General features: G+C 65.1%; 17 protein-coding genes and 1 riboswitch. Of the genes, 11 read left to right on the top strand and 6 right to left on the bottom strand.

The genetic code is table 11. The features are described 5' to 3' along the window. Window positions 1–448 precede the first annotated feature (448 nt). From JWQ89_RS21760 to JWQ89_RS21775, 4 genes are all read left to right on the top strand, one after another. A complete protein-coding gene (locus JWQ89_RS21760) occupies window positions 449–1090 on the top strand; it encodes a ThuA domain-containing protein (protein ID WP_299644680.1) in 642 nt (213 codons plus the stop codon). Beyond that, window positions 1075–2115 (top strand): aldo/keto reductase, encoded by a 1041-nt coding sequence (locus tag JWQ89_RS21765; protein WP_299644681.1) that lies wholly within the window; start codon window positions 1075–1077, stop codon window positions 2113–2115. Before JWQ89_RS21760 ends, JWQ89_RS21765 begins: the two co-directional genes overlap by 16 nt. Window positions 2116–2200: 85 nt before the next feature. Further along, window positions 2201–2875: a dienelactone hydrolase family protein gene (locus tag JWQ89_RS21770; RefSeq protein WP_299644683.1), complete on the top strand. Its 675-nt coding sequence runs from the start codon at window positions 2201–2203 to the stop codon at window positions 2873–2875. 154 nt (window positions 2876–3029) lie between these two features. Further along, window positions 3030–3284: a hypothetical protein gene (locus tag JWQ89_RS21775; protein WP_299644684.1), complete on the top strand. Its 255-nt coding sequence runs from the start codon at window positions 3030–3032 to the stop codon at window positions 3282–3284. 50 nt (window positions 3285–3334) lie between these two features. Here the strand turns inward: JWQ89_RS21775 and JWQ89_RS21780 are convergent, their stop codons facing one another. After that, window positions 3335–3886, bottom strand: a complete 552-nt coding sequence (locus JWQ89_RS21780; RefSeq protein ID WP_299644686.1) for a GcrA family cell cycle regulator — start codon at window positions 3884–3886, stop codon at window positions 3335–3337. Window positions 3887–4277: 391 nt separating this feature from the next. Here JWQ89_RS21780 and JWQ89_RS21785 point away from each other — a divergent pair, with 391 nt between their 5' ends. From JWQ89_RS21785 to JWQ89_RS21800, 4 genes are all read left to right on the top strand, one after another. After that, the gene (locus JWQ89_RS21785) at window positions 4278–5477 is read left to right on the top strand and encodes an aspartate aminotransferase family protein (protein WP_299644689.1); all 1200 of its coding nucleotides are present in this window, start codon (window positions 4278–4280) and stop codon (window positions 5475–5477) included. Between the two features lie 77 nt (window positions 5478–5554). Further along, window positions 5555–6487, top strand: a complete 933-nt coding sequence (gene argF, locus JWQ89_RS21790; protein ID WP_299644692.1) for an ornithine carbamoyltransferase — start codon at window positions 5555–5557, stop codon at window positions 6485–6487. A 92-nt stretch (window positions 6488–6579) separates the two neighbouring features. Next, the gene (locus tag JWQ89_RS21795; RefSeq protein WP_299644715.1) at window positions 6580–7593 is read left to right on the top strand and encodes an Hsp33 family molecular chaperone; all 1014 of its coding nucleotides are present in this window, start codon (window positions 6580–6582) and stop codon (window positions 7591–7593) included. Between the two features lie 90 nt (window positions 7594–7683). After that, complete coding sequence (locus JWQ89_RS21800) at window positions 7684–8385, top strand: isoprenylcysteine carboxylmethyltransferase family protein (RefSeq protein ID WP_299644694.1); 702 nt, start codon at window positions 7684–7686, stop codon at window positions 8383–8385. Between the two features lie 73 nt (window positions 8386–8458). Here the strand turns inward: JWQ89_RS21800 and JWQ89_RS21805 are convergent, their stop codons facing one another. The 3 genes from JWQ89_RS21805 to metZ form a co-directional block, all read right to left on the bottom strand. Beyond that, window positions 8459–10423, bottom strand: coding sequence for a MacB family efflux pump subunit (locus JWQ89_RS21805; protein WP_299644696.1), 1965 nt, complete (start codon window positions 10421–10423; stop codon window positions 8459–8461). Next, entirely contained in the window at window positions 10420–11673 is a 1254-nt protein-coding gene (locus JWQ89_RS21810) for an efflux RND transporter periplasmic adaptor subunit (RefSeq protein WP_299644698.1), read from the bottom strand. Before JWQ89_RS21810 ends, JWQ89_RS21805 begins: the two co-directional genes overlap by 4 nt. Before the next feature lie 139 nt (window positions 11674–11812). Beyond that, window positions 11813–13024, bottom strand: a complete 1212-nt coding sequence (gene metZ, locus JWQ89_RS21815; protein ID WP_299644700.1) for an O-succinylhomoserine sulfhydrylase — start codon at window positions 13022–13024, stop codon at window positions 11813–11815. A gap of 39 nt (window positions 13025–13063) precedes the next feature. Next, window positions 13064–13142, bottom strand: a riboswitch (SAM riboswitch). A gap of 101 nt (window positions 13143–13243) precedes the next feature. On the opposite strand from metZ, the gene JWQ89_RS21820 reads away from it, so the two are divergent. The 3 genes from JWQ89_RS21820 to JWQ89_RS21830 all read left to right on the top strand — a co-directional run bounded on the left by JWQ89_RS21820 (window position 13244) and on the right by JWQ89_RS21830 (window position 18130). Beyond that, a complete protein-coding gene (locus JWQ89_RS21820) occupies window positions 13244–14353 on the top strand; it encodes a 2'-deoxycytidine 5'-triphosphate deaminase (protein ID WP_299644703.1) in 1110 nt (369 codons plus the stop codon). 997 nt (window positions 14354–15350) lie between these two features. After that, the gene (locus JWQ89_RS21825) at window positions 15351–16484 is read left to right on the top strand and encodes a hypothetical protein (RefSeq protein WP_299644706.1); all 1134 of its coding nucleotides are present in this window, start codon (window positions 15351–15353) and stop codon (window positions 16482–16484) included. Window positions 16485–16750: 266 nt separating this feature from the next. Continuing rightward, on the top strand, window positions 16751–18130 hold the full coding sequence (locus tag JWQ89_RS21830) for a hypothetical protein (RefSeq protein ID WP_299644708.1): 1380 nt from the start codon (window positions 16751–16753) through the stop codon (window positions 18128–18130). A 262-nt stretch (window positions 18131–18392) separates the two neighbouring features. Here JWQ89_RS21830 and JWQ89_RS21835 read toward each other — a convergent pair whose 3' ends face one another. Both JWQ89_RS21835 and JWQ89_RS21840 read right to left on the bottom strand, forming a co-directional pair. Further along, on the bottom strand, window positions 18393–18839 hold the full coding sequence (locus JWQ89_RS21835; RefSeq protein WP_299644711.1) for a hypothetical protein: 447 nt from the start codon (window positions 18837–18839) through the stop codon (window positions 18393–18395). 9 nt (window positions 18840–18848) lie between these two features. After that, window positions 18849–19045, bottom strand: a 197-nt coding sequence (locus JWQ89_RS21840) for a hypothetical protein (RefSeq protein WP_299644713.1), incomplete at its 5' end; no start/stop codon positions are given.

Consider the following 19045-nt stretch of genomic DNA (forward strand, 5'->3'; position numbering starts at 1 on the left):
CGGCGACCCAAAGGGGTCCGGCCCGCCCGCCTCCACCCGCTGCCCTTGCCCGGCAGCTTTCGCTCCTCGGTGGGATCGGCAAGACCCCACCCCGCGTGCCTAGCGGCGTCCCCGCGCTACCTGGGGCGACGGTCATGGTTTCCGCCTGGGCCTTCATGGGGAGGGATGGGGAGGGCCGTCTGCTGCGGTTCTTTCACCTGGGGCATTGCAGCTGCGGCCCCCACCCTTGATCCCTCCCCACAAGGGGGAGGGAGACGACTGCGGAATCCTGCCACATGAACCGAAGCAGCGGTCCCGCGCCTCCCTCCCCCTTGCGGGGAGGAACCGAGGGCGGGGGTGGGGCGCCACGATGGTGAGCTTCAGCCAGCGTCCCCACCAATTGCCCCCTTGCCTTAACCCGCTGCTTTTGTTCAGGTCCCCAGCCGGTTTGCGGCGAGGGAAGAGGATGATGAAGACAGCTTTGGTGGTGTGGGGCGGGCTTGAATTGCACGAGCCGGAGAAGGGGGCGCATATCGTGCGCGAGATCCTCGAGGGCGAGGGTTTCGCGGTCACGGTGACGAACGACTACACCGCGCTGGGCGGACCCGAGGTCGGCGCCTACGATCTGATTGTGCCGCAGATCACCGGCGGCGAACTCGACCGCGAGAACTCCATCCGCTTCTGCGCCGCCATCGAAGCCGGCACCGGCCTTGCCGCCTTCCACCATGGTCTCGCCACCAGCTTTCCCGGCAACGCGCGCATGCGCTTCCTCGGCGGCTGCACCTTCGCCACGCACCCGGGCGACATCACCACCTATCGCGTCGACTCCACCGTGACCGACGATCCGATCATGGCCGGCATCCGGAGCTTCGAGCATACCTCCGAGCAGTACTACCTGCATGTCGATCCGACCGTGACCGTGCTCGCCACCACCACGTTCAGCGGCGAGCACGCGTTCTGGAAGAAGGGCGCGGAGATTCCCGTGGTCTACAAGTCCGCCTATGGCCACGGCCGCGTCTTCTACACCGCGCTGGGCCACGTGCCCGCCGAGCTGGAGAAGCCCGAGATCAAGACCATCCTGCACCGGGGCCTGTTGTGGGCAGCTCGCTGATCCCCACCCGCCCGATCGGCGGCACCGGGCTGAACATCAGCCGCATCGGCTTCGGCGGCGCGCCGATCGGCGATCTGAAACGTGCGCCGACCGAAGTTGCGGCGCGCGAACTGCTGCAGGCGGCCTGGGATGCGGGCATCCGCTACTACGACACCGCCCCATTCTACGGTTCGGGGCTCTCCGAACGGCGGATCGGCGATTTCCTCCGCGACAAGCCGCGCGACGAATATGTGCTTTCGACCAAGGTCGGGCGCCTGCTGGTCCCCGACCGCGACTGGGCCATGACCCGCCATGGCGACGCCCGCGCCATGCCGTTCCGCCCGGCATTCGATTTCACTCATGACGGGGTGATGAAGAGCTACGAGAATTCGCTGCAGCGGCTGGGGCTCGAGCGCATCGACATCCTCTACCTGCACGATCTCGGCCGCTTCAGCCAGCGCGAGCGCTATGACGAAACGCTGCGGCAGGCCCTCGAAGGCGGCGGGGTCCGCGCGCTTGAGGAGCTGCGGTCGTCCGGCGCGGTGAAGGCCATCGGGGCAGGGGTCAACGAGTGGCAGATCATCGATCTGCTGATGGACCACGCGCGTTTCGACGTGTTCCTGCTCGCCAACCGCTATACCCTCCTCGACCAGGAGGTGATCGACACCCTGCTGCCGCGCGTCCGGCGCGAGGGCGTGGCGATCGTCGATGGCGCGCCGCTCAACAGCGGCATCCTCGCCACCGGGCCGGTTCCGGGCGCCCAGTTCGACTACGCTCCGGCGAGCGAGGCGATGCTGGAAAAGACCCGCCGGATCGAGGCGCTCTGCCTCGCCCACGGCACGACGCTGATCCGAGCGGCGCTCAACTTCCCGCTCGGGAACGACGCGATCACCGCCATCATTCCGGGCTTCTCCAATGCGGCGGAATTTGCCGACAATCTCGCCGGTTACCGCAAAGCCATCCCTGACGCGTTGTGGTCTGACCTCAAGGCCGCGGGGCTGATGCATGCCGACGCGCCGGCGCCCGTGACGCCGATCCTTGCATGACGATAGCGTCAGCCGGGTTGCCCCGACTGGCATCCCCCGGCAATCTGTGATCCGATCCTGCCAACAACCTGACCCGGAGTCCATCATGGGCGAACGCATCAAACTCACTGCTTCCGACGGCTTTGTCTTCAATGCCTATCGCGCCGTCCCCGAGGGCAAGGTGCGGGGCGGCGTGGTGGTGATCCAGGAGGTTTGGGGGCTCAACGACTGGGTGCGCAGCGTCGTCGACCGCTACGCCCGGCACGGCTACCTGGCGGTGGCTCCGGCGATGTTCGACCGGGTCGAGTACGGCTACGAGAGCAACGACTATTCGCAGGCCCAGTTCGCCGTCATCGGCGAATTGACCAAGAAGTTCAGCCAGGACACCGCGATGCTGGACGTCGAGGCCACGGTCAAGGCGGCGGCCGAAGGCGGCAAAGTCGGCATCACCGGCTACTGCTTCGGCGGCGGCATCACGTGGCGCGCGGCCAATCGCGGCCTCGGGCTCAGCGCCGCCTCGGGCTACTATGGCGGCGGCATTCCCAACTACATCGATCTCAAGCCACAAATTCCGACCGAAATGCACTATGGCGGGAAGGACACCGGCATCCCCATCGAGCAGATCGAGATGCTGAAGGGGCGGTATCCGGAAGTCGACATCTACGTCTATGACGCCGGGCACGGTTTCTGTAACAGCGACCGGCCCGACAAGTTCGACGAGGCGGCCTGCAAGAAGGCCTCGGCCCGCACCCTGGAATTCTTCCATAAGCACCTCGGCTGACGCGCTCCAGGCGCACTGGCGCTATCTCGAGGCCGAATTCGCAGCAGCCGAGGCAGCGCCGCTGTCGGCGAAGCGGGCGCTGCTCTGCGCGCTCCTGATCGATGCCTATGCGGACCGGCTGTTTGCAGCCGATCCCGACGCCGACGACATCCTGGTGTTTCGCTCCGGCCTCGCCGGGCGCTCGCCAGCGCTGCGCAGCGTGTTCGACCTCTGCGCGGGCCGGCTCCATCTGGTCACCGAGGCGGTCGGGGTGCGGATCGCAGACTATCCAAAGCTCGGCGTCGAGGACTTCATGGTCAGCATCTACAATGACCACACGGTGCAGCGGGTGCTGCTGGCACTGCCCGATGGCGGGCGGGTACCGGTGCATCCGGTGCTGGCCCAGGCGATGGCGTTCCTCAGGGACTGAAACGACAAAGCCGGGATCGCTCCCGGCCTTTCGTCAGTGCAGTCCGAAGCTCAGCGCTTCTTCTTGTCGATCTGGTGGTAGGCCCGGCGCGAGTGGAACTCGCAGTAGGGCTTGCCCTCGTTCGAGTGCTGGCCGCAGAAATAGAAATCCGGGGTGAGCGGATCGCCGATCGGCCACTTGCAGGTCTGCTCGCTGAGCTCCAGGAGGCTCAGCCGCTGCTCGACCGGGATGAACAGCTCCGCCACCTGCGGCGCGTATTCGACATTGACCTCGAACTCCTCGGAGATCTTGAGCGCCGTGGCGCCCTGGATGGCGCCGCCGGCGCTCATCGAGTTGCGGGTCTTCATCACCGTGCCGAGCCCGCTCGAGCGCGAGGTGTTCGACGGCGACGAGACGCGGCGTGCCGCCGGACGCGGTGCGCTGCGCACCCGTGGGGTCGACGTCGCCGGCTTGGCGCGGCCGGAGAGCTTCAACCGGTGTACCTTGCCGATCACCGCATTGCGGGTGACGCCTTCGCCCAATACACCAGCGATCTGACTGGCGCTCAGCCCCTCAAGCCAAAGTTTCTTGAGCAGCTCGACGCGTTCTTCAGTCCAGCCCATCAACCATCCGCTCCTAACCGCCTTTTTGGGACTCTGACGGACTCCTCAGCCGTGCCGTTGCCTGAGCAACTGGCCGATACGCTACGCATCGTAGGTCTGGTGGGTCCGCCACACGAGATATCGTGTCCCAACACCTTGATACTACACGGGCCGCGGAATCCGGTGCAAGAGTCGGGGCCGTTTTACACGGGGAAAACGCGGCAGGATTCGGGCAAGCGGTAAAGCATGGGGCAAATCAGGCACTTGGGGCCCTCTAGCCCCGTTTCCGTTGACTTAAGTACTCCACAAAGGCATATGAAGAGCCTGCAACGCGCCGCCCAAACGCAGCGCGTTTTGTTTTTGTGGGGCTTTTGCAACAGTCCCGGATCCTGCCCGTGAAAGGGGTGCGAAAATGTCTGCGCTATACGGTACGTATGCCCGGTCCAGCCTCGCCTTTGAGCGGGGAGAGGGCGTGCGACTGTTCGCGCAGGACGGCACCGAGTATCTCGATTTTCACGCCGGCGTCGCCGTCAACGCGCTTGGCCATGGCGATCCGCACATGGTGGCGGCGCTGAAGGCCGCGGCTGAGCGGGTCTGGCACACCGCCAATACCTTCACCATCCCCGAGCAGGAGCGGCTGGGGCAGCGGCTGGTCGAGAACACCTTTGCCGACGCCTGCTTCTTCACCAATTCCGGCACCGAGGCGGTGGAGTGCGCGGTCAAGACCGCCCGGCACTATTTCTGGTCGAAGGGCGAGACGGACCGCTACGAGATCATCGCCTTCACCGGCTCGTTCCACGGCCGCACCATGGGGATGATCGCGGCCTCGGGCAACGAGCATTATATGGAGGGCTTCGGCCCGCCGCTCGAAGGCTTCGTGCATCTGGCGCCCGGTGACCTCGATGCGGTCAAGGCGGCGATCACGCCGAGGACCTGCGCCATCCTGATCGAACCGGTGCAGGGGGAGGGCGGCGTCACCGCCATGAGCCCCGAATACATGCGCGGCCTGCGCGCGCTGTGCGACCAGCACGGCATGCTGCTGATCCTCGACGAGGTGCAGTGCGGCTACGGACGGACCGGCAAGTTCTTTGCTCATGAATGGTCGGGCATCGAACCCGACATCATGGCGGTGGCCAAGGGCATCGGCGCCGGCTTCCCGCTCGGCGCCTGCCTCGCCAAGGGCGAGGTGGCCAAGTCGATGGTGCCCGGCACGCACGGCTCCACCTATGGCGGCAATCCGCTGGCCTCGGCGATGGGCAACGCAGTGCTCGACCGCATGCTGGCCCCCGGCTTCTTCGAGCATGTGGACCAGATGGGCCAGCGCCTGAACTGGCATCTGCAGCAGCTGGCGCAGCGCTTCCCCAACCAGGTGCTGGAACTGCGCGGCAAGGGCCTGCTCGCCGGCATCCGCATCGCCTCGCCGGTGCGCGACGTCGCGGCACGCCTGCGGGATGAGCAGCATCTCCTGGCGATGACCGCCAACGAGAACGTGCTGCGCTTGCTGCCGCCGCTGGTGGTCACCGAGGCCGACATCGAGGAGGCGATCGGCAAGATCGCCACCGTCTTCGAGGCCATCGAGAAGGAATCCACCGCCGGCAAGGCCACCGCCTGACCCAATTGCAGGACGCGTTCTGAAGGGTGGGAGACAGCAGCTCCCATTCGGCGCGTTCCCCAAAGGAGAGGTCCCCGATGACCGCTACCCCGAGGCATTTCCTCAATCTCGACGACTTCGACGCCGTGACCCTGCGCGGCATGCTCAACCAGGCCGTCGAACTCAAGGACCGCCTGAAGCAGGGCGATCGCCCGCAGCTCCTCAAGGACAAGGTGCTGGCGATGATCTTCGAGCGCCAGTCGACCCGCACCCGCGTCAGCTTCGATGTCGGCATGCGCCAGCTCGGCGGCGAGACCATCTTTCTCTCCGGCGCCGAGATGCAGCTTAGCCGCGAGGAGACGCTCAGCGACACCGCCAAGGTGATGTCGCGCTATGTCGATGCGATCATGATCCGCATCCTCACCCATGCCGACCTGATGGAGCTGGCCGAAGCCGCCACGGTGCCGGTGATCAACGGCCTGACCCGCCGGGCGCATCCGTGCCAGGTGATGGCGGACGTGATGACCTTCGAGGAGCACCGCGGCAATATCCGGGGCGCCAAGGTCGCCTGGGTCGGCGACAGCAACAACGTGCTCGCCTCCTGGGTGAATGCTGCCGAGCTGTTCGAGGCCAAGCTCACCATCGCCGTGCCGGAGGACTACTGGCCGGAAAAGGACCTCCTCGCCGACATCAAGAAGGCGGGGTCCGCCGTCGAGTTGATCGAGGATCCGGAGGAAGCGGTGCGCGGCGCCGACCTCGTCATTACCGACACCTGGGTCTCGATGGGCGATACCGACGCCGCCGAGCGCCGGCGGGCCTTGAAACCCTACCAGGTGAATACCCAATTGATGGCCTTGGCCGAAAAGGACGCGCTGTTCATGCACTGCCTTCCGGCTCATCGCGGCGACGAGGTGACCGACGAGGTCATAGACGGGCCGCAATCGGTGGTCTTTGATGAAGCCGAGAACCGGCTTCACGCCCAGAAGGCGATCCTGTGCTGGGCTTTGGGTCAGGACCGGCAGAACATCTAGCGTTCCGCCAGCAGGATTATGCGCAACACGAATTGGCGCGGAACCCGGTCCGGGAGCGGACTGGTATTGCTCCGCGAGATCGGATTTTGATGATGACGCAGACTGAGCTCAGCACCTATGGCCTCGATCGTCCGGAGTCGGGTGACGACGTCGTGGTGCCCTTCACCCTCGAGCGGCTCGACAGCCGCGGCCGCGTGGTGCGGCTCGGGCCGGCGCTCGATGCCATCCTCAACCGCCACAACTATCCGGCCCCGGTGGCGCGCCTCCTCGGCGAGGCCGTGGTGCTGGCGGCGCTGATCGGCTCGTCGCTGAAGTTCGAGGGCAAGTTCATCCTCCAGACCCAGACCGACGGGCCGGTGAACCTCATCGTCGTCGATCTCGATGCGCCCGATGGCCTCCGCGGCTACGCCCGCTTCGACGCCGACGCGGTGATGACCGCCATCGAGCGGAGCGAAACCCAGCCGGGCCAGCTGCTCGGCAAGGGGCACCTGGCGATGACCGTCGACCAAGGCGTCCACATGGAACGCTACCAGGGCATCGTGGCACTGGAGGGCGGTTCGCTCGAGGACGTGGCGCATGCCTATTTCCAGCAGTCCGAGCAGATCCCGACGCTGGTCCGCCTCGCGGTGGCCGAGCATTCGGTGCGCGGCGATCGCCAGCCGCATTGGCGGGCCGGCGGCGCGCTGGTGCAGTTCCTGCCGCCGCACGGCCAGTCGACCATGCCTGACCTGCCGGGCGACGGCAATTTCGACAACCCCGAAACGGCCGATCCCGATTACGTCGAAGACGACAAGTGGACTACCACCAGGGCGCTGCTGCTGACGGTGGGCGACGACGAACTGGCCGACCCGGACGTGTCCGCCGAACGGCTGCTGTTCCGCCTGTTCCACGAGACGGGTGTCCGCGTGTTCGAGCCGATCGCGCTCGAGGAGCGCTGCACCTGCTCGGCCGAGCGGATCGAGGCTATGCTGCGCGACAACTTCACGCCCGAAGAGCGTGAGGAAATGGTGGTTGATGGCGAGATCGAAGTGGTCTGCGAGTTCTGCTCGGCGGACTATCACTTCAGGCCGCACGAGTTCGCCGACCACCCTTCGCATCAGCACTGATACTAAAGGCCGGGCCCATGGGTCCGGCCTTTACATTGCGTGACTCGGCCCCGGCAATGGGACTAGACTCGTGCGTCTGCGGAGGTCTTCATGCCCGACGCCACGCACCCCAGGTTCGGCTCGGAGGAGTACCGGGCGCTCGGCTCGCTTGCGGTCACGCTCATCGTCATGGCCGTGCTGCTGTTCGTGCCGGCAGGCACGGTGCGATGGGCCCGCGGCTGGTGGTATCTCGCCGTCTTCCTCGCCGCCGTCATCATCGCCATGGTCTATATCTGGCGCGTTGATCCCGAACTCTTCGCCATCCGCCGCAAGCCGCAGGCCGGCACCAAGTCGTGGGATCTCGCCTTCGTCGCCGTGACCCTCATCTCGATGGCCGCCATCTTGCCGGTCGCCGGGCTGGATTACCGCTTCGACTGGTCGCAACTGCCGGACGGCGTGGTCTGGCTCGGCTATCTGATCTTCGCCTGCGGCTTCTGGCTCACCGCCTGGGCGCAGGGCGTGAACCGGCATTTCGAACTCACGGTTCGCATCCAGACCGATCGCGGCCACGTCGTTGTCGATAGTGGTCCCTACGCGGTAGTCCGCCACCCGGGCTATATCGGTGGCGGCGCGCTCGGCTTCGGCACCGCGCTGGCGCTTGGCTCGCTGGTGGCCCTCGTCCCCGCCATCATCTGCATCATCGCATTGGCGCTCCGCACCCTCGCCGAGGAAGCGACGCTGAGCGAGGAGCTCCCCGGCTACGCCACCTACATGCGAAAGGTCCGCTTCCGCTGGGTGCCGGGCGTCTGGTGAAGCATCTCGGTCTCTCCCACTCCAGCTTTCGCTGGGATGACATCGCGTTAGGGGCGGATATTCGCGCGCGACCTCACTCGCTCGCCAGCGCCACCACTGGGTCGAGCCGTGCGGCCGAGCGGGCCGGCATGAATCCGAAGGCGACGCCGATCAGGCTCGACGAGATGAACGCGGCGATGATGGTGCTGGGCGAGTAGATAAAGCTCAGCCCGCTCACCAGCTGCCCGACGCTGAAGCCGATGCCGAACGACAGCAGCACGCCGATGGTGCCGCCGATCAGGCACACCAGCACCGCTTCGATGAGGAACTGCTGCAGGATATCGCCCTGTCGCGCGCCGACTGCCATGCGCACCCCGATCTCGCGGGTGCGTTCGCGCACCGACACCAGCATGATGTTCATCACCCCGATGCCGCCCACGATCAGCGAGATCACCGCGATGGCCGAAATCAGGAGCGTCAACGTCTGCGAGGTCGACTGGATGGTTTCGCGGATGGTGTCGGTGTTCTGGAGGCTGAAGTCGAGGGTGCCGTGCCGCTGCTCGAGCAGCGTCGCGATTCGGCCTTGCGCATCGGTGACATCGGCGCTGTCGGCCACCCGCACCGTGATGGTCGAGAGCCAGCCTTGCCCGAGGATGCGCGACATCGCCGTGGTGTAGGGCATCCAGATGCTGAGCGCGCCCGATTGCGGGCCGAAATTGTTGGTGCTTGCCGCGACCACGCCGATGATGCGCAACGGCACGTTGCCGACGAGGATGACCTGTCCCACCGGTTCCTCACCGCTGGTGAACAGCGTGTCCCGCGCCGTCGTATCGATCACCGCGACCTGCGCCAGCGAGGTCACCCCCGCGGCATCGAAGGCTGCGCCATCGACGAAGCTGCGGTTGTTGACGCGGAAATAGTCCGGCCCGACGCCGACCATCTGCGCGCTGGCGCTGATATTGCGATAGCGCGCCTGCCCGTTGCTCGTCACCTGCGGGGTGACGCTGTCGGCATAGTCCTCGGCGGCAAGTGCCGCGGCGTCCGCGGGCACCAGCGTGCGGATAGCATCGCGCCGCCGGTCGGCGGCATTGGCGCCGGGCGTGATGTTGATGGTGTTGGTGCCGATCGAACTGATCCGATCGAGCACCGCCTGCTGGCTACCCGTGCCGAGTGCCACCACCGACACCACCGAGGCGATGCCGATGATGATGCCGAGCATGGTGAGAAACGTGCGCAGCCGGTGGCTCGACAGCGCTCTCAACGCCATCTGGAACGCTTCGCCCAGCCGGTCGAGCCCCTCGCGCCAGTGCGGGATGCGCGTGATCGCTTCGACCGCCTTCTGCACCCGACCGCCCGCACCATCCCTGCGCCTGTCGGCGATGATTACCCCGTCACTGATCTCGACCACCCGGTCGACCTGCGCCGCGATCGCCGGGTCGTGCGTGACGATGATGATGGTGTGGCCCTCGGCGTTGAGCTCCTTGAGCAGCGCCATCAACTCCTTGCCGCTCTTTGAATCGAGCGCCCCGGTCGGCTCGTCGGCAAGGATGATCTCGCCGCCGTTGACCAGCGCCCGCGCCACGCTGACGCGCTGCTGCTGACCGCCCGACAGCGCGTTAGGCCGGTGCGTCATGCGCTCGCCGAGCCCCAGCCGCTCGAGCAGCGCGTGCGCCCGCTCGCGCCGCGCCTCCTTGCGGGCCCCGGCATAGATCGCCGGCACCTCGACATTTTCGAGCGCGTCGAGATCGGCCAGCAACTGGTAGCGCTGGAAGATGAAGCCGAAATGCGCGCGGCGAAGCTCGGCGAGCTCGTCGGGCTTCAGCCGCGAGACGTCGCGGCCGCCGAGGCGGCCGCCGAGGCGGTACTCGCCGGTCCAGCCATTGTCTAGGCAGCCGAGCACGTTCATCAGCGTCGACTTGCCCGAGCCCGACTGGCCGATGATGGCAACCATCTCGCCATGCCGGATCTCGAGGTCGATGTCGCGCAGCACCGTGATCGTCTCGGCGCCGGCCGGGAACTCGCGGCGCAGCTGCCTGATGGAGATCAGCGGTTCGGTCATGGGCCCGGCCGCCCCCTGAACTGCCCGCCCCCACCACCGGCGAGGATGTTGCCTCCGCCGCCACCGGGGCCTCCGCCGCCCTGGCCGCCTCCCGGTCCACCGCCCGGGCGCGTTCCGGCCGATGCAGGGTTCGCATTGACCACCAGGTCGCCCTCTTCGAGCCCGGCCACCACTTCCGCCGTCACGTTGTTGTTGAGCCCGATCTTGATCTTGTGCGGCTCGACCGCCTCTTTCTGCTGGTTCCACACCGGCACGATGTAGCTGCCGTCGGGCGTCTTGCGGGTCAGCGCCGAGGCTGGGACCGTCAGCACGTCGTGGGCGGTCCTGAGCACGATGGTCACCTGCGCCGTCATCGAGATGCGCAGCTTGTGGTCGGGATTGTCCACGTCGAACAGCCCGTTGTAGTAGATTGCTGTTCCGGCACTCGAGCTCGAGGTGCTGGTATCTTCCGCGATCGACGACGGCGCCGGCTCGATGGAACTGAGCGTCGCGTTGATGCGCGTGTCCGGATCGCCAAGTATGGTGAAATAGACCTTTTGCCCGGCCTCGACCCGCGGCACGTCGGCCTCCGAGATCTCCGCCTTCACCACCATCCTGTCGAGGTTGGCGATCTTGACGATGGTCGGCGACGAGTTGTTGGCGTTGATCGATTGGCCGACCTCCACCGACACCGCGACTATGGTGCCGTCCGACGGTGCGACGATCTTCGTGCGATCGAGGTTAAGCTTGGCCGCATCGACGCTGATCCCGGCCTGCTCGATCTGCGCCTCGACCGCTTGCAGCTGGCCCTCGGCGGTCTGCACAGCGAGCTGCGCCGCCTGGTAGTCGGCATCGGAGATCAGCTTCTGCGGATTGAGCTTGGCGGCACGATCGAGCGCGGTCTTGGCTTGCGCCAGGTTCGCCGTCTGGATGGTCTTCTGGGCCTCGGTATTGGCGAGCGAGGCCTGCGCCGCCTTCACGGCGTTCTGCTGGTTCAGCGAGTCGATCTCGGCGATCACGTCGCCGGCCTTCACGTCATCGCCGAGCTTGACGTTGAGCGTCTTGATCCGGCCGGACACCTCGGCACCGACGCTGACCAAGGAGTTCGCCTCGATGACGCCCGAGGCGAGCACGGTCTCCTCGAGGTTGCCGCGGGCCACCGGAGTCGTGCGCGGCACCTGGTCCTTGGCCGGCGCGCCGAACACCAGCCACCCCGCCGCCCCCGCCCCGACGACGACCACGACTGCGATCCACTTGAGCCACCGCTTCATCACATCACCCATGCCCACTTCGCCGCTCATAGGCTTAGGAAAGCGGGGCCGGGAAGTCGCGTTAGAGCTTGGTAACGTGGGTGAATTCTTGGACAGGTTGGGAAGGACAGGGGCCCCGCTGCGGCCCGCGCCCTTCGCCCTAGATCTGGTCCAGCGCGTACTCCAGGTCCTTGATCAGGTCATCCGTCTCCTCGAGCCCCACCGACAGCCTCAGCAGTCCCGGGGTGATGCCCGACTCGAGCCGGACTTCCTCGGTGAACCGGGCATGCGTTGTCGTGCCCGGATGGGTGATCAGCGACTTGGCGTCGCCCAGGTTGTTCGAGATCAGGATCACCGCCAGCGAGTCCGACAGCGTGAAAGCGGCTTCGCGGCCGCCCTTCACCTCGAACGCCACCAGCGTCGAACCGCTCTTCATCTGCCGCTTGGCCAGCTCGTATTGCGGGTGCGACGGATGGAAGGGGTAGGACACGCGCTCGATCTTGGGATGGTTCGCGAGCAAGTCGGCGACCCTGCCGGCGCTTTCGGTCATCTGCTTGACCCGGATCGGCAGCGTCTCGACCCCCTTCAGCAGCACCCACGCATTGAACGGCGACAGCGACGGTCCGGTCTGTCGCAACAGTGTATGCACGTCGCCCTCGATCAGCGCCTTGCTGCCAAGCACGATGCCGCCCAGCGCCCGCCCCTGGCCGTCGATGTGCTTGGTGGCCGAATAGGTCACGAGGTCGGCGCCGAGCTGCAGCGGCTTCTGGAACATGGGGGTGGCGAAGACATTGTCGACGATCAGCTTCGCGCCATGGGCCTTGGCGATCTGGGCCACCGCCGCGATGTCGACCAGTTCGAGCGTCGGATTGGTGGGCGTCTCGATGAACACCACCTTGGTGTTCTTCTGCATGGCACGCTCGAATTTGATGGGATCGCGACCATCGACCAGCGTCGAGGGTACGCCGAAGCGCGGCATCAGGTCTTCGACCACGTAGCGGCAGCCACCGAACAGCGCCCGCGCCGCGACGATGTGATCGCCGGCCCGGACCTGGCTCATCACCGCGTTGGTCACGGCCGACATGCCGGTAGCGAAGGCTCTGGCGGCCTCGGCCCCCTCGAGCAGCGCCATCCTGTCCTGGAACATCTCCATCGTCGGGTTGGAGAAGCGGGAGTAGTTGTGCGCCGGCTTGCTGATCTTGCTGAGGAACAGGTCCTCGGCGTACTGGGAGCTCGGGTACGAGTACCCCGAGTTCATGAAGATCGCCTCCGAAGTCTCATTGAACTGGCTGCGCTGCGTCCCCCCATGGACCAGGGTGGTCGCCGCCGCGCGGTTCGTGGGGTCGTTCAGCGGGTTCTTCGACTTCGACATGATGAGCCTCGAAAACAACAAAGCCGGCGCGCTTAGGTGCGGCCGGCTCAACGGGTCTCTTTAGCGACTTGTTTTAGGTGGCTGCAATCAGACCGGCCAAATCACCACCCTGCAGCTTCGCGTCACCGCAAAGGCGCATACCGGGGATATACGACCCATGTCGTCTTGGCGTCAATCGCCGACGTTGATAGGGATGTGCTGCGGGTGCGGGGTAGACCATTGGATAGCGAACTTTGGGCCAAGGGAGTGTTTCCTGCCCGCTTCATCGAGCGGCTCGCCGCGCGAGGCGGCATCGTCAGCGATCGCCCGTTCGATAGCGACCAGGTGCAGCCGGCGAGCCTTGACCTGAGGCTCGGCAAGATCGCCTACCGCATCCGCTCGAGCTTCCTGCCCGGCCCGGAGCACACCGTTGCCGACCGGATCGAGACGCTGACGCTGCATGAGCTCGATCTCACCAACGGCGCCGTGCTCGAGCGCGGCTGCGTCTATCTGGTGCCGCTGCAGGAGAGCCTCCGTCTGCCGGACGCCGTCTCGGCCGGCGCCAACCCCAAGAGCTCGACCGGCCGCCTCGACGTCTTCACCCGGGTGATCGGCGACCACGCCCGCGGCTTCGATACCCTGCCGCACGGCTACAAGGGTCCGCTCTATCTCGAGATCAGCCCGCGCACCTTTCCGGTGCGCATCCGCACCGGCTCCCGGCTTTCCCAGATGCGCTTCCGCGTCGGCGACAGCCGGCTGACCGTGTTCGAGCATCGCTCGCTGCACAATGTCGAAACCCTGGTGTTCGACGCCAATGCCGAAGTTGGCGAGGGCGTGCTGCTGTCGATCGACTTGAAGGGGGAGGACCGAAACGGGCTGATCGGCTTCCGTTCGAAGCGCCACACCCCGGTCATCGACATGGACATCAAGGACAATCTCCACGTCCTCGACTACTGGGAGCCGCTGATCAACCGCGGCTCCGACGAGTTCATCCTCGATCCCGACGAGTTCTACATTCTCGTGTCGCGCGAGAGCGTCCACGTGCCGCCGGCCTATGCCGCCGAGATGGTGCCGTTTGATCCGCTGGTGGGCGAATTCCGCGTCCACTATGCCGGCTTCTTCGACCCCGGCTTCGGCCACTCCGCCGCCGGCGGCACCGGCAGCCGCGCCGTCCTCGAAGTCCGCAGCCGCGAAGTCCCGTTCCTGTTGGGCCATGGCCAGACCATCGGCCGGCTGATCTATGAGCGGCTGGCCGAACCGCCCGATCGGCTCTATGGCACCGGCGTCGGCTCGAACTACCAGGCGCAGACGCTGAAGCTGAGCAAGCACTTCAAGCCGTTTGCGCTGTGACCACGAAGATCGCCGCCGGCGCTGCTTGAGAACGTGGAGCATCGCGGCCATCTCGCCCGCTGAAGTTCGGCGAATAGAACCGGCCATCTGGCCCCAACATCTGAATAGCGCAACCATCGGGCGTGTAGAGCGCCCGAAACGTTGGGATGGCGATGGCCGTGCGTGAGTGTCGGACGGGCAGGTGGCTTGGCTGCCGGGCGCCGTTCATCTCGATGCAGTGTGTCTGTCGCTGCCCTCCGACTAAACGGCGAGGCGAAAAGCTACGCCAAGGTCACAATGACGGCCCATGACTTGGGTTAAATCTTCGTAAATGACTATGACACGGTTCTTGTTCCACCAAGGCTTGTCTGCGGGGGAAAACGTCGATTCCTTCACCTCCGAGCCACGGAAAGCTCATAATATAGTCTAAGTATCGTGGATGAATGATGTGGTATCTGTGTGAAGCGCAAGGCGCAGCGCGCGCCCAAGCAAAGTCGTGCAGCATGACCAATGTGGCGAGCTTGGTCCGCCCCGGGTCGTATTTGCGCCGTCTCTCGGACCGACCTTGATCACATATTAGGCATTGGCCGGCGCTTGCTCTCAGACGGCTGCAGGCCGTTCTCTGTCCCCGCCATCCAGAGAAAATCAAATAGTTCCAACAGGTTGTATGGAAAGGCCACGTTGTCGTTCGCCGGTCTCCTGTCCGGAATCGGCTGTCTAGACATGTGGTAAGGAGAACCGATCCGGTGGGATAGGTGTTGCATGGGACATCGCATCGTAGTTACTTAGTAGAGACTGTTAACCCGAGGCGCGTACGCCTGCATCGGGCATGTAAGGAGGGTCGGGTCTTGATTCTCCATGAGTTTGTCTATCGTTAACACAGTCCCGGGAAGAGCGGGGTGTGTCACAATTGTGACGGTCGGCGACGTTCTCGCCTGCCGGAGGTCCGAGGTGAGGTTTCGCCTCTGGGCCGGCGCCGCTGGTGCGGTATGGCGCTTAGAGTGAGAGCAAGTGAACCATGGGGTATTCGCAGAATAGCCTCATCAGCTGTATCTACGATATGGCGCTCGGCCGCTCCACCTGGGACGGCATCCTGGACCTCCTGAGCGGCTCCTTTCCCGGCTGCCTGGTGCTGGTTTCGGGCGACGATGTCGCGAGGCGCGCCAATATCGTATTTGCGCAACGTGGCCTGCAACCTGCCGCGGTTGCCGCCTATACCGCGACTTTCGCGGCGCTCAATCCGTGGCTGGAGGCCATCGCCAACCACGCGCCCTTCCAGGTCTATCACGACGACCAGCTGGTGCCGCGCGACGTCACGGGGGATTCGCCCTTCGTCACTCAATGGCTGAGCCGGCAGGGCAACTTCGCCGCCGCGAGCGGCGTCGTGGTCCTCCGCGAGGGGGCGCGGCAACTAACCATCGAAATCCGTTACGCTCCCGGCGATACCGAAACGCGGGAACGCGCCGACGTCGCGCTGGGCGAGGCCGCCTTCCACCTTGGGCGCGCCATCGAGATCTCCGGCCGCTCCCGCTTCTCCGCGGGACGGGGCTATCTCGACAATGTCGTCGAGGACCTGCCGTTCACCGTGTTCTTCGTCGACGAAGCGATGCGCATTCACTACTCCAACTTCCACGCCGAGAGCCTGCGCCGGCACAATAACGGGCCGTTCTCCACCTCGGACGGTATCCTGCGGGCCAGCGACGAAGCCACCGACGAGATGCTGCGCCAGCTGGTGCAGCGCACCGCCTCGTCCAAGCGCACGCCGACCTCGGTGCTCCAGATCAGCCGGCCCGAGGGCGAGGAGCGCTACTTCGCCATCGCCCGCCTCGCTGCGCGCGGCAACCAGCACTATCAGCTGCACGACGCCGTGCTCGACCCCGGGCCGCTGGTGATGCTGGTGGTGCACGGCAGCCTCGAGGTCTCGTCGCTGCCCATGGACCTGCTCTGGCGGGCCTTCTCGCTCACCGAGTCCGAGGCGCGGCTGGCCGAGGCCCTGCTGAACGGCGCCACCCTTGCGGATTTCGCCAAGGAGCGCGAGGTGGCCAAGCAGACCTTGCGCAACCAGCTGGTCGGCGTCATGCGCAAGACCGGCACGCGGCGACAATCGGAGCTGGTGTCTCTGCTCACCCGGCTGGCGCTTACCTGCCTCTAGCCGCCTTCTCGCCCTTCGCAGCCACGCGGCCAGTTTGCGTGACATTGTCGCCACAACGCGCAGATTTCCGTCCTGACCAGAACTTAATTGGCGGTCCCGCCGACCGGGCGCCCGAGACAATCAGCGTTTGAATTCAAGCCCCTGCGCAAAAGAAATCGATTGCATCGAAAAGAATATGTCGGGGCGGTGGATGGCCCAAAAACATCGACAATTTGTCGGAAGCGGGGCATCCTTTCCACAGTTACTTTTGGAGGCAGAGAAACGCCATGAATCGATTTGTTGTGCTTGGCGCACTGATTCCCGCACTGATGAGTTCTACGGCGCTGGGAGCCGACGTCCTTCAGGAACAGGCGCTGGTGGTCGAAGACGCGCCGGCGTTCCAGCTGACAGGGACGGCCGGCATTGTAGGCTTCCACCTGCCGGACTTTGATACGGGCGTGTTCGATGTGACCGACGATGGGCTGCTGTGGGGCGGCATGCTCGGATTCAGCGCCGCGGCCAAAGTCGGCGGCATGGACAACTGGGATGTGATCCTCGGTGTCAGCGCTTTTGGGGCCTTCGCCGGCAGCTCGAACAGTTCGACTTGGTCGCCCGGCGCGCCAGGAACGCTGGTGATCACGGGGCTTTCTACGCCGAGCAACGCTGGCGGACCGGATGGCCCGGACACGATCACTCTTACGACCGACGGCGGTACTAACTTTGCGACCTCGGACATATCTGGCGTGAATCCCCAAGGGGATGCCGCGGTGGTTGGTAACCTCTCAGCCTCTGGCACAACCGACAACTTGGGCGTGGTATCACCCTCAGCCGGCGGCGGCCCCAACAGCTTCATCGTTGGGGCTGCGACCACGGGCAATGGCACGGCCGCTGCTTACGGCGCGATCGCCGACACGTCTGGTGGCGTTTTCGTGGCGGCCGGCGATATCGACGACCTGAGCGTCGAAACCACGGTGACGCGGAAGTTGATCTATCTTGGCGCCGATATCACGCTGGGACTCGCGGGCGAGGTCAACGACGGGGTGTCTGCGCAGGTCTATGTCGGCCCGAGCTATCGCGGTCTGTTCCAGACCAATACGACGGATGTAAACATCAACATTGCCGAGGTGAACCCGTCAGCCATAGTGATACCGGAGTTCTCCATTTCAACGGAGGACGACATCGACAGCAACTATTTCGGTGGCGTGCTCGGTGGCAACATATCCTTCCTCGCGAGTGACGGGGTCACGTTCTCGCTTGGCCTTGAAGGCGGAGTGTATGCCGTCAATGCCTCGTGGACCGGCCAGGACACCTATTCGACATGCTGCGGGGATTTCCCAAACGGCGATCCCTCGGGGTCATCACCGGAACTAACAATAACTGCTGACCCGATCACCACCGATTTCGCTGACGAGATCGCCTTTGCGGCCCGTGGCAACGCGGGCGTAACCTGGGACCTCGACGCCGACAAATCGTTCACTCTCGGCGGCAGCGTCGAGTACCTGTCCAAGGTGGCCACGGTCGATCACGGAAGCCGGACGACGTTCACCCCTGGTACGGACTCCGACATCACCTGGATAAACGGCGACAATCCTCCCGGTGCGACAGTTCTCTCCTGGGGCTCGATGATCAACTTCGCGCTGACCGCATCGCTCACGGGCCATTTCTAACGCTAGAACCACCACCAAGAGGGCCCGGCACCGCCGGGCCCTTTCCTATTTGAGGTAATGGAACCCCGCCTCCCCGCCGTCTGGCCCCGTCGGTTCCTACCGACTTGGCGATCCGCCTGCCGGCAGGGCGGGGCGACGGCTCCGCGGCGCGTCAGACGGAATCAGGTCGCATTCGACGCTGCTCCGATCCATGTGTCCCGGATGCAACGCAAAGTAAGGCGCCGGCGGCTTACGTGTGCCGCCGGCGCCCGGGATGTCGGCGTCACTGGTTCGAGCTATAAATCTCGGTTTCGGCGCCGTCGCCTATGCTGCTGGTCGCCGCCCAATGGCCATCGCCTATCTGGACGGTCTTTGCCTTTTGATCCTCGCCCTCCTGATAGGTACCGGCGAAGTTGCCGTTGCCCGTCTGGATGGTCTTGGAAGACTGGTCCGTCCCGATCTGCTCGGTAAAGGCAGTGTTGTCGTTGCCGTCCTGGCGCGTATAGGAAAACTGCGTCGACGTGCTGGAACCGAACTGCTCGGTCGTCTGCATAGTCGTCGCCTTGTTCCCGTTGCCGGTAGCGAACTGGAACGCGCACTGCTTTACCTGCGCCGGGATACTCATGCAGAGCTGCTTGAGTTGCCAGGCTTGTTGGAAGGGTCCGGCAAGAGCGCCTTGGGCGCCAAGCGCCACCAGCGTCACGCCGACCATGGTGAATCGTCCGAGCATTTCATCTACTCACGGGGTTGGTGTGACCGTGAGCGTGTTCGTCTGCGTGATGGTCTGCTCGTTGTTGTCACCGTATTCCACCACGTTCAGGCCGAAGTTCGTCTGCACTGGGCCCGAGTAGCTGCCGTACGTGGTGGGATTGGTGTAGGTGTTGGCCTGGTCGATTGTCTGGGTGTTGTAATCACCCTCGTCGACGACATTGCCGC

The organism is Devosia sp. (genome assembly GCF_028290645.1).
Lineage (GTDB): Bacteria > Pseudomonadota > Alphaproteobacteria > Rhizobiales > Devosiaceae > Devosia_A.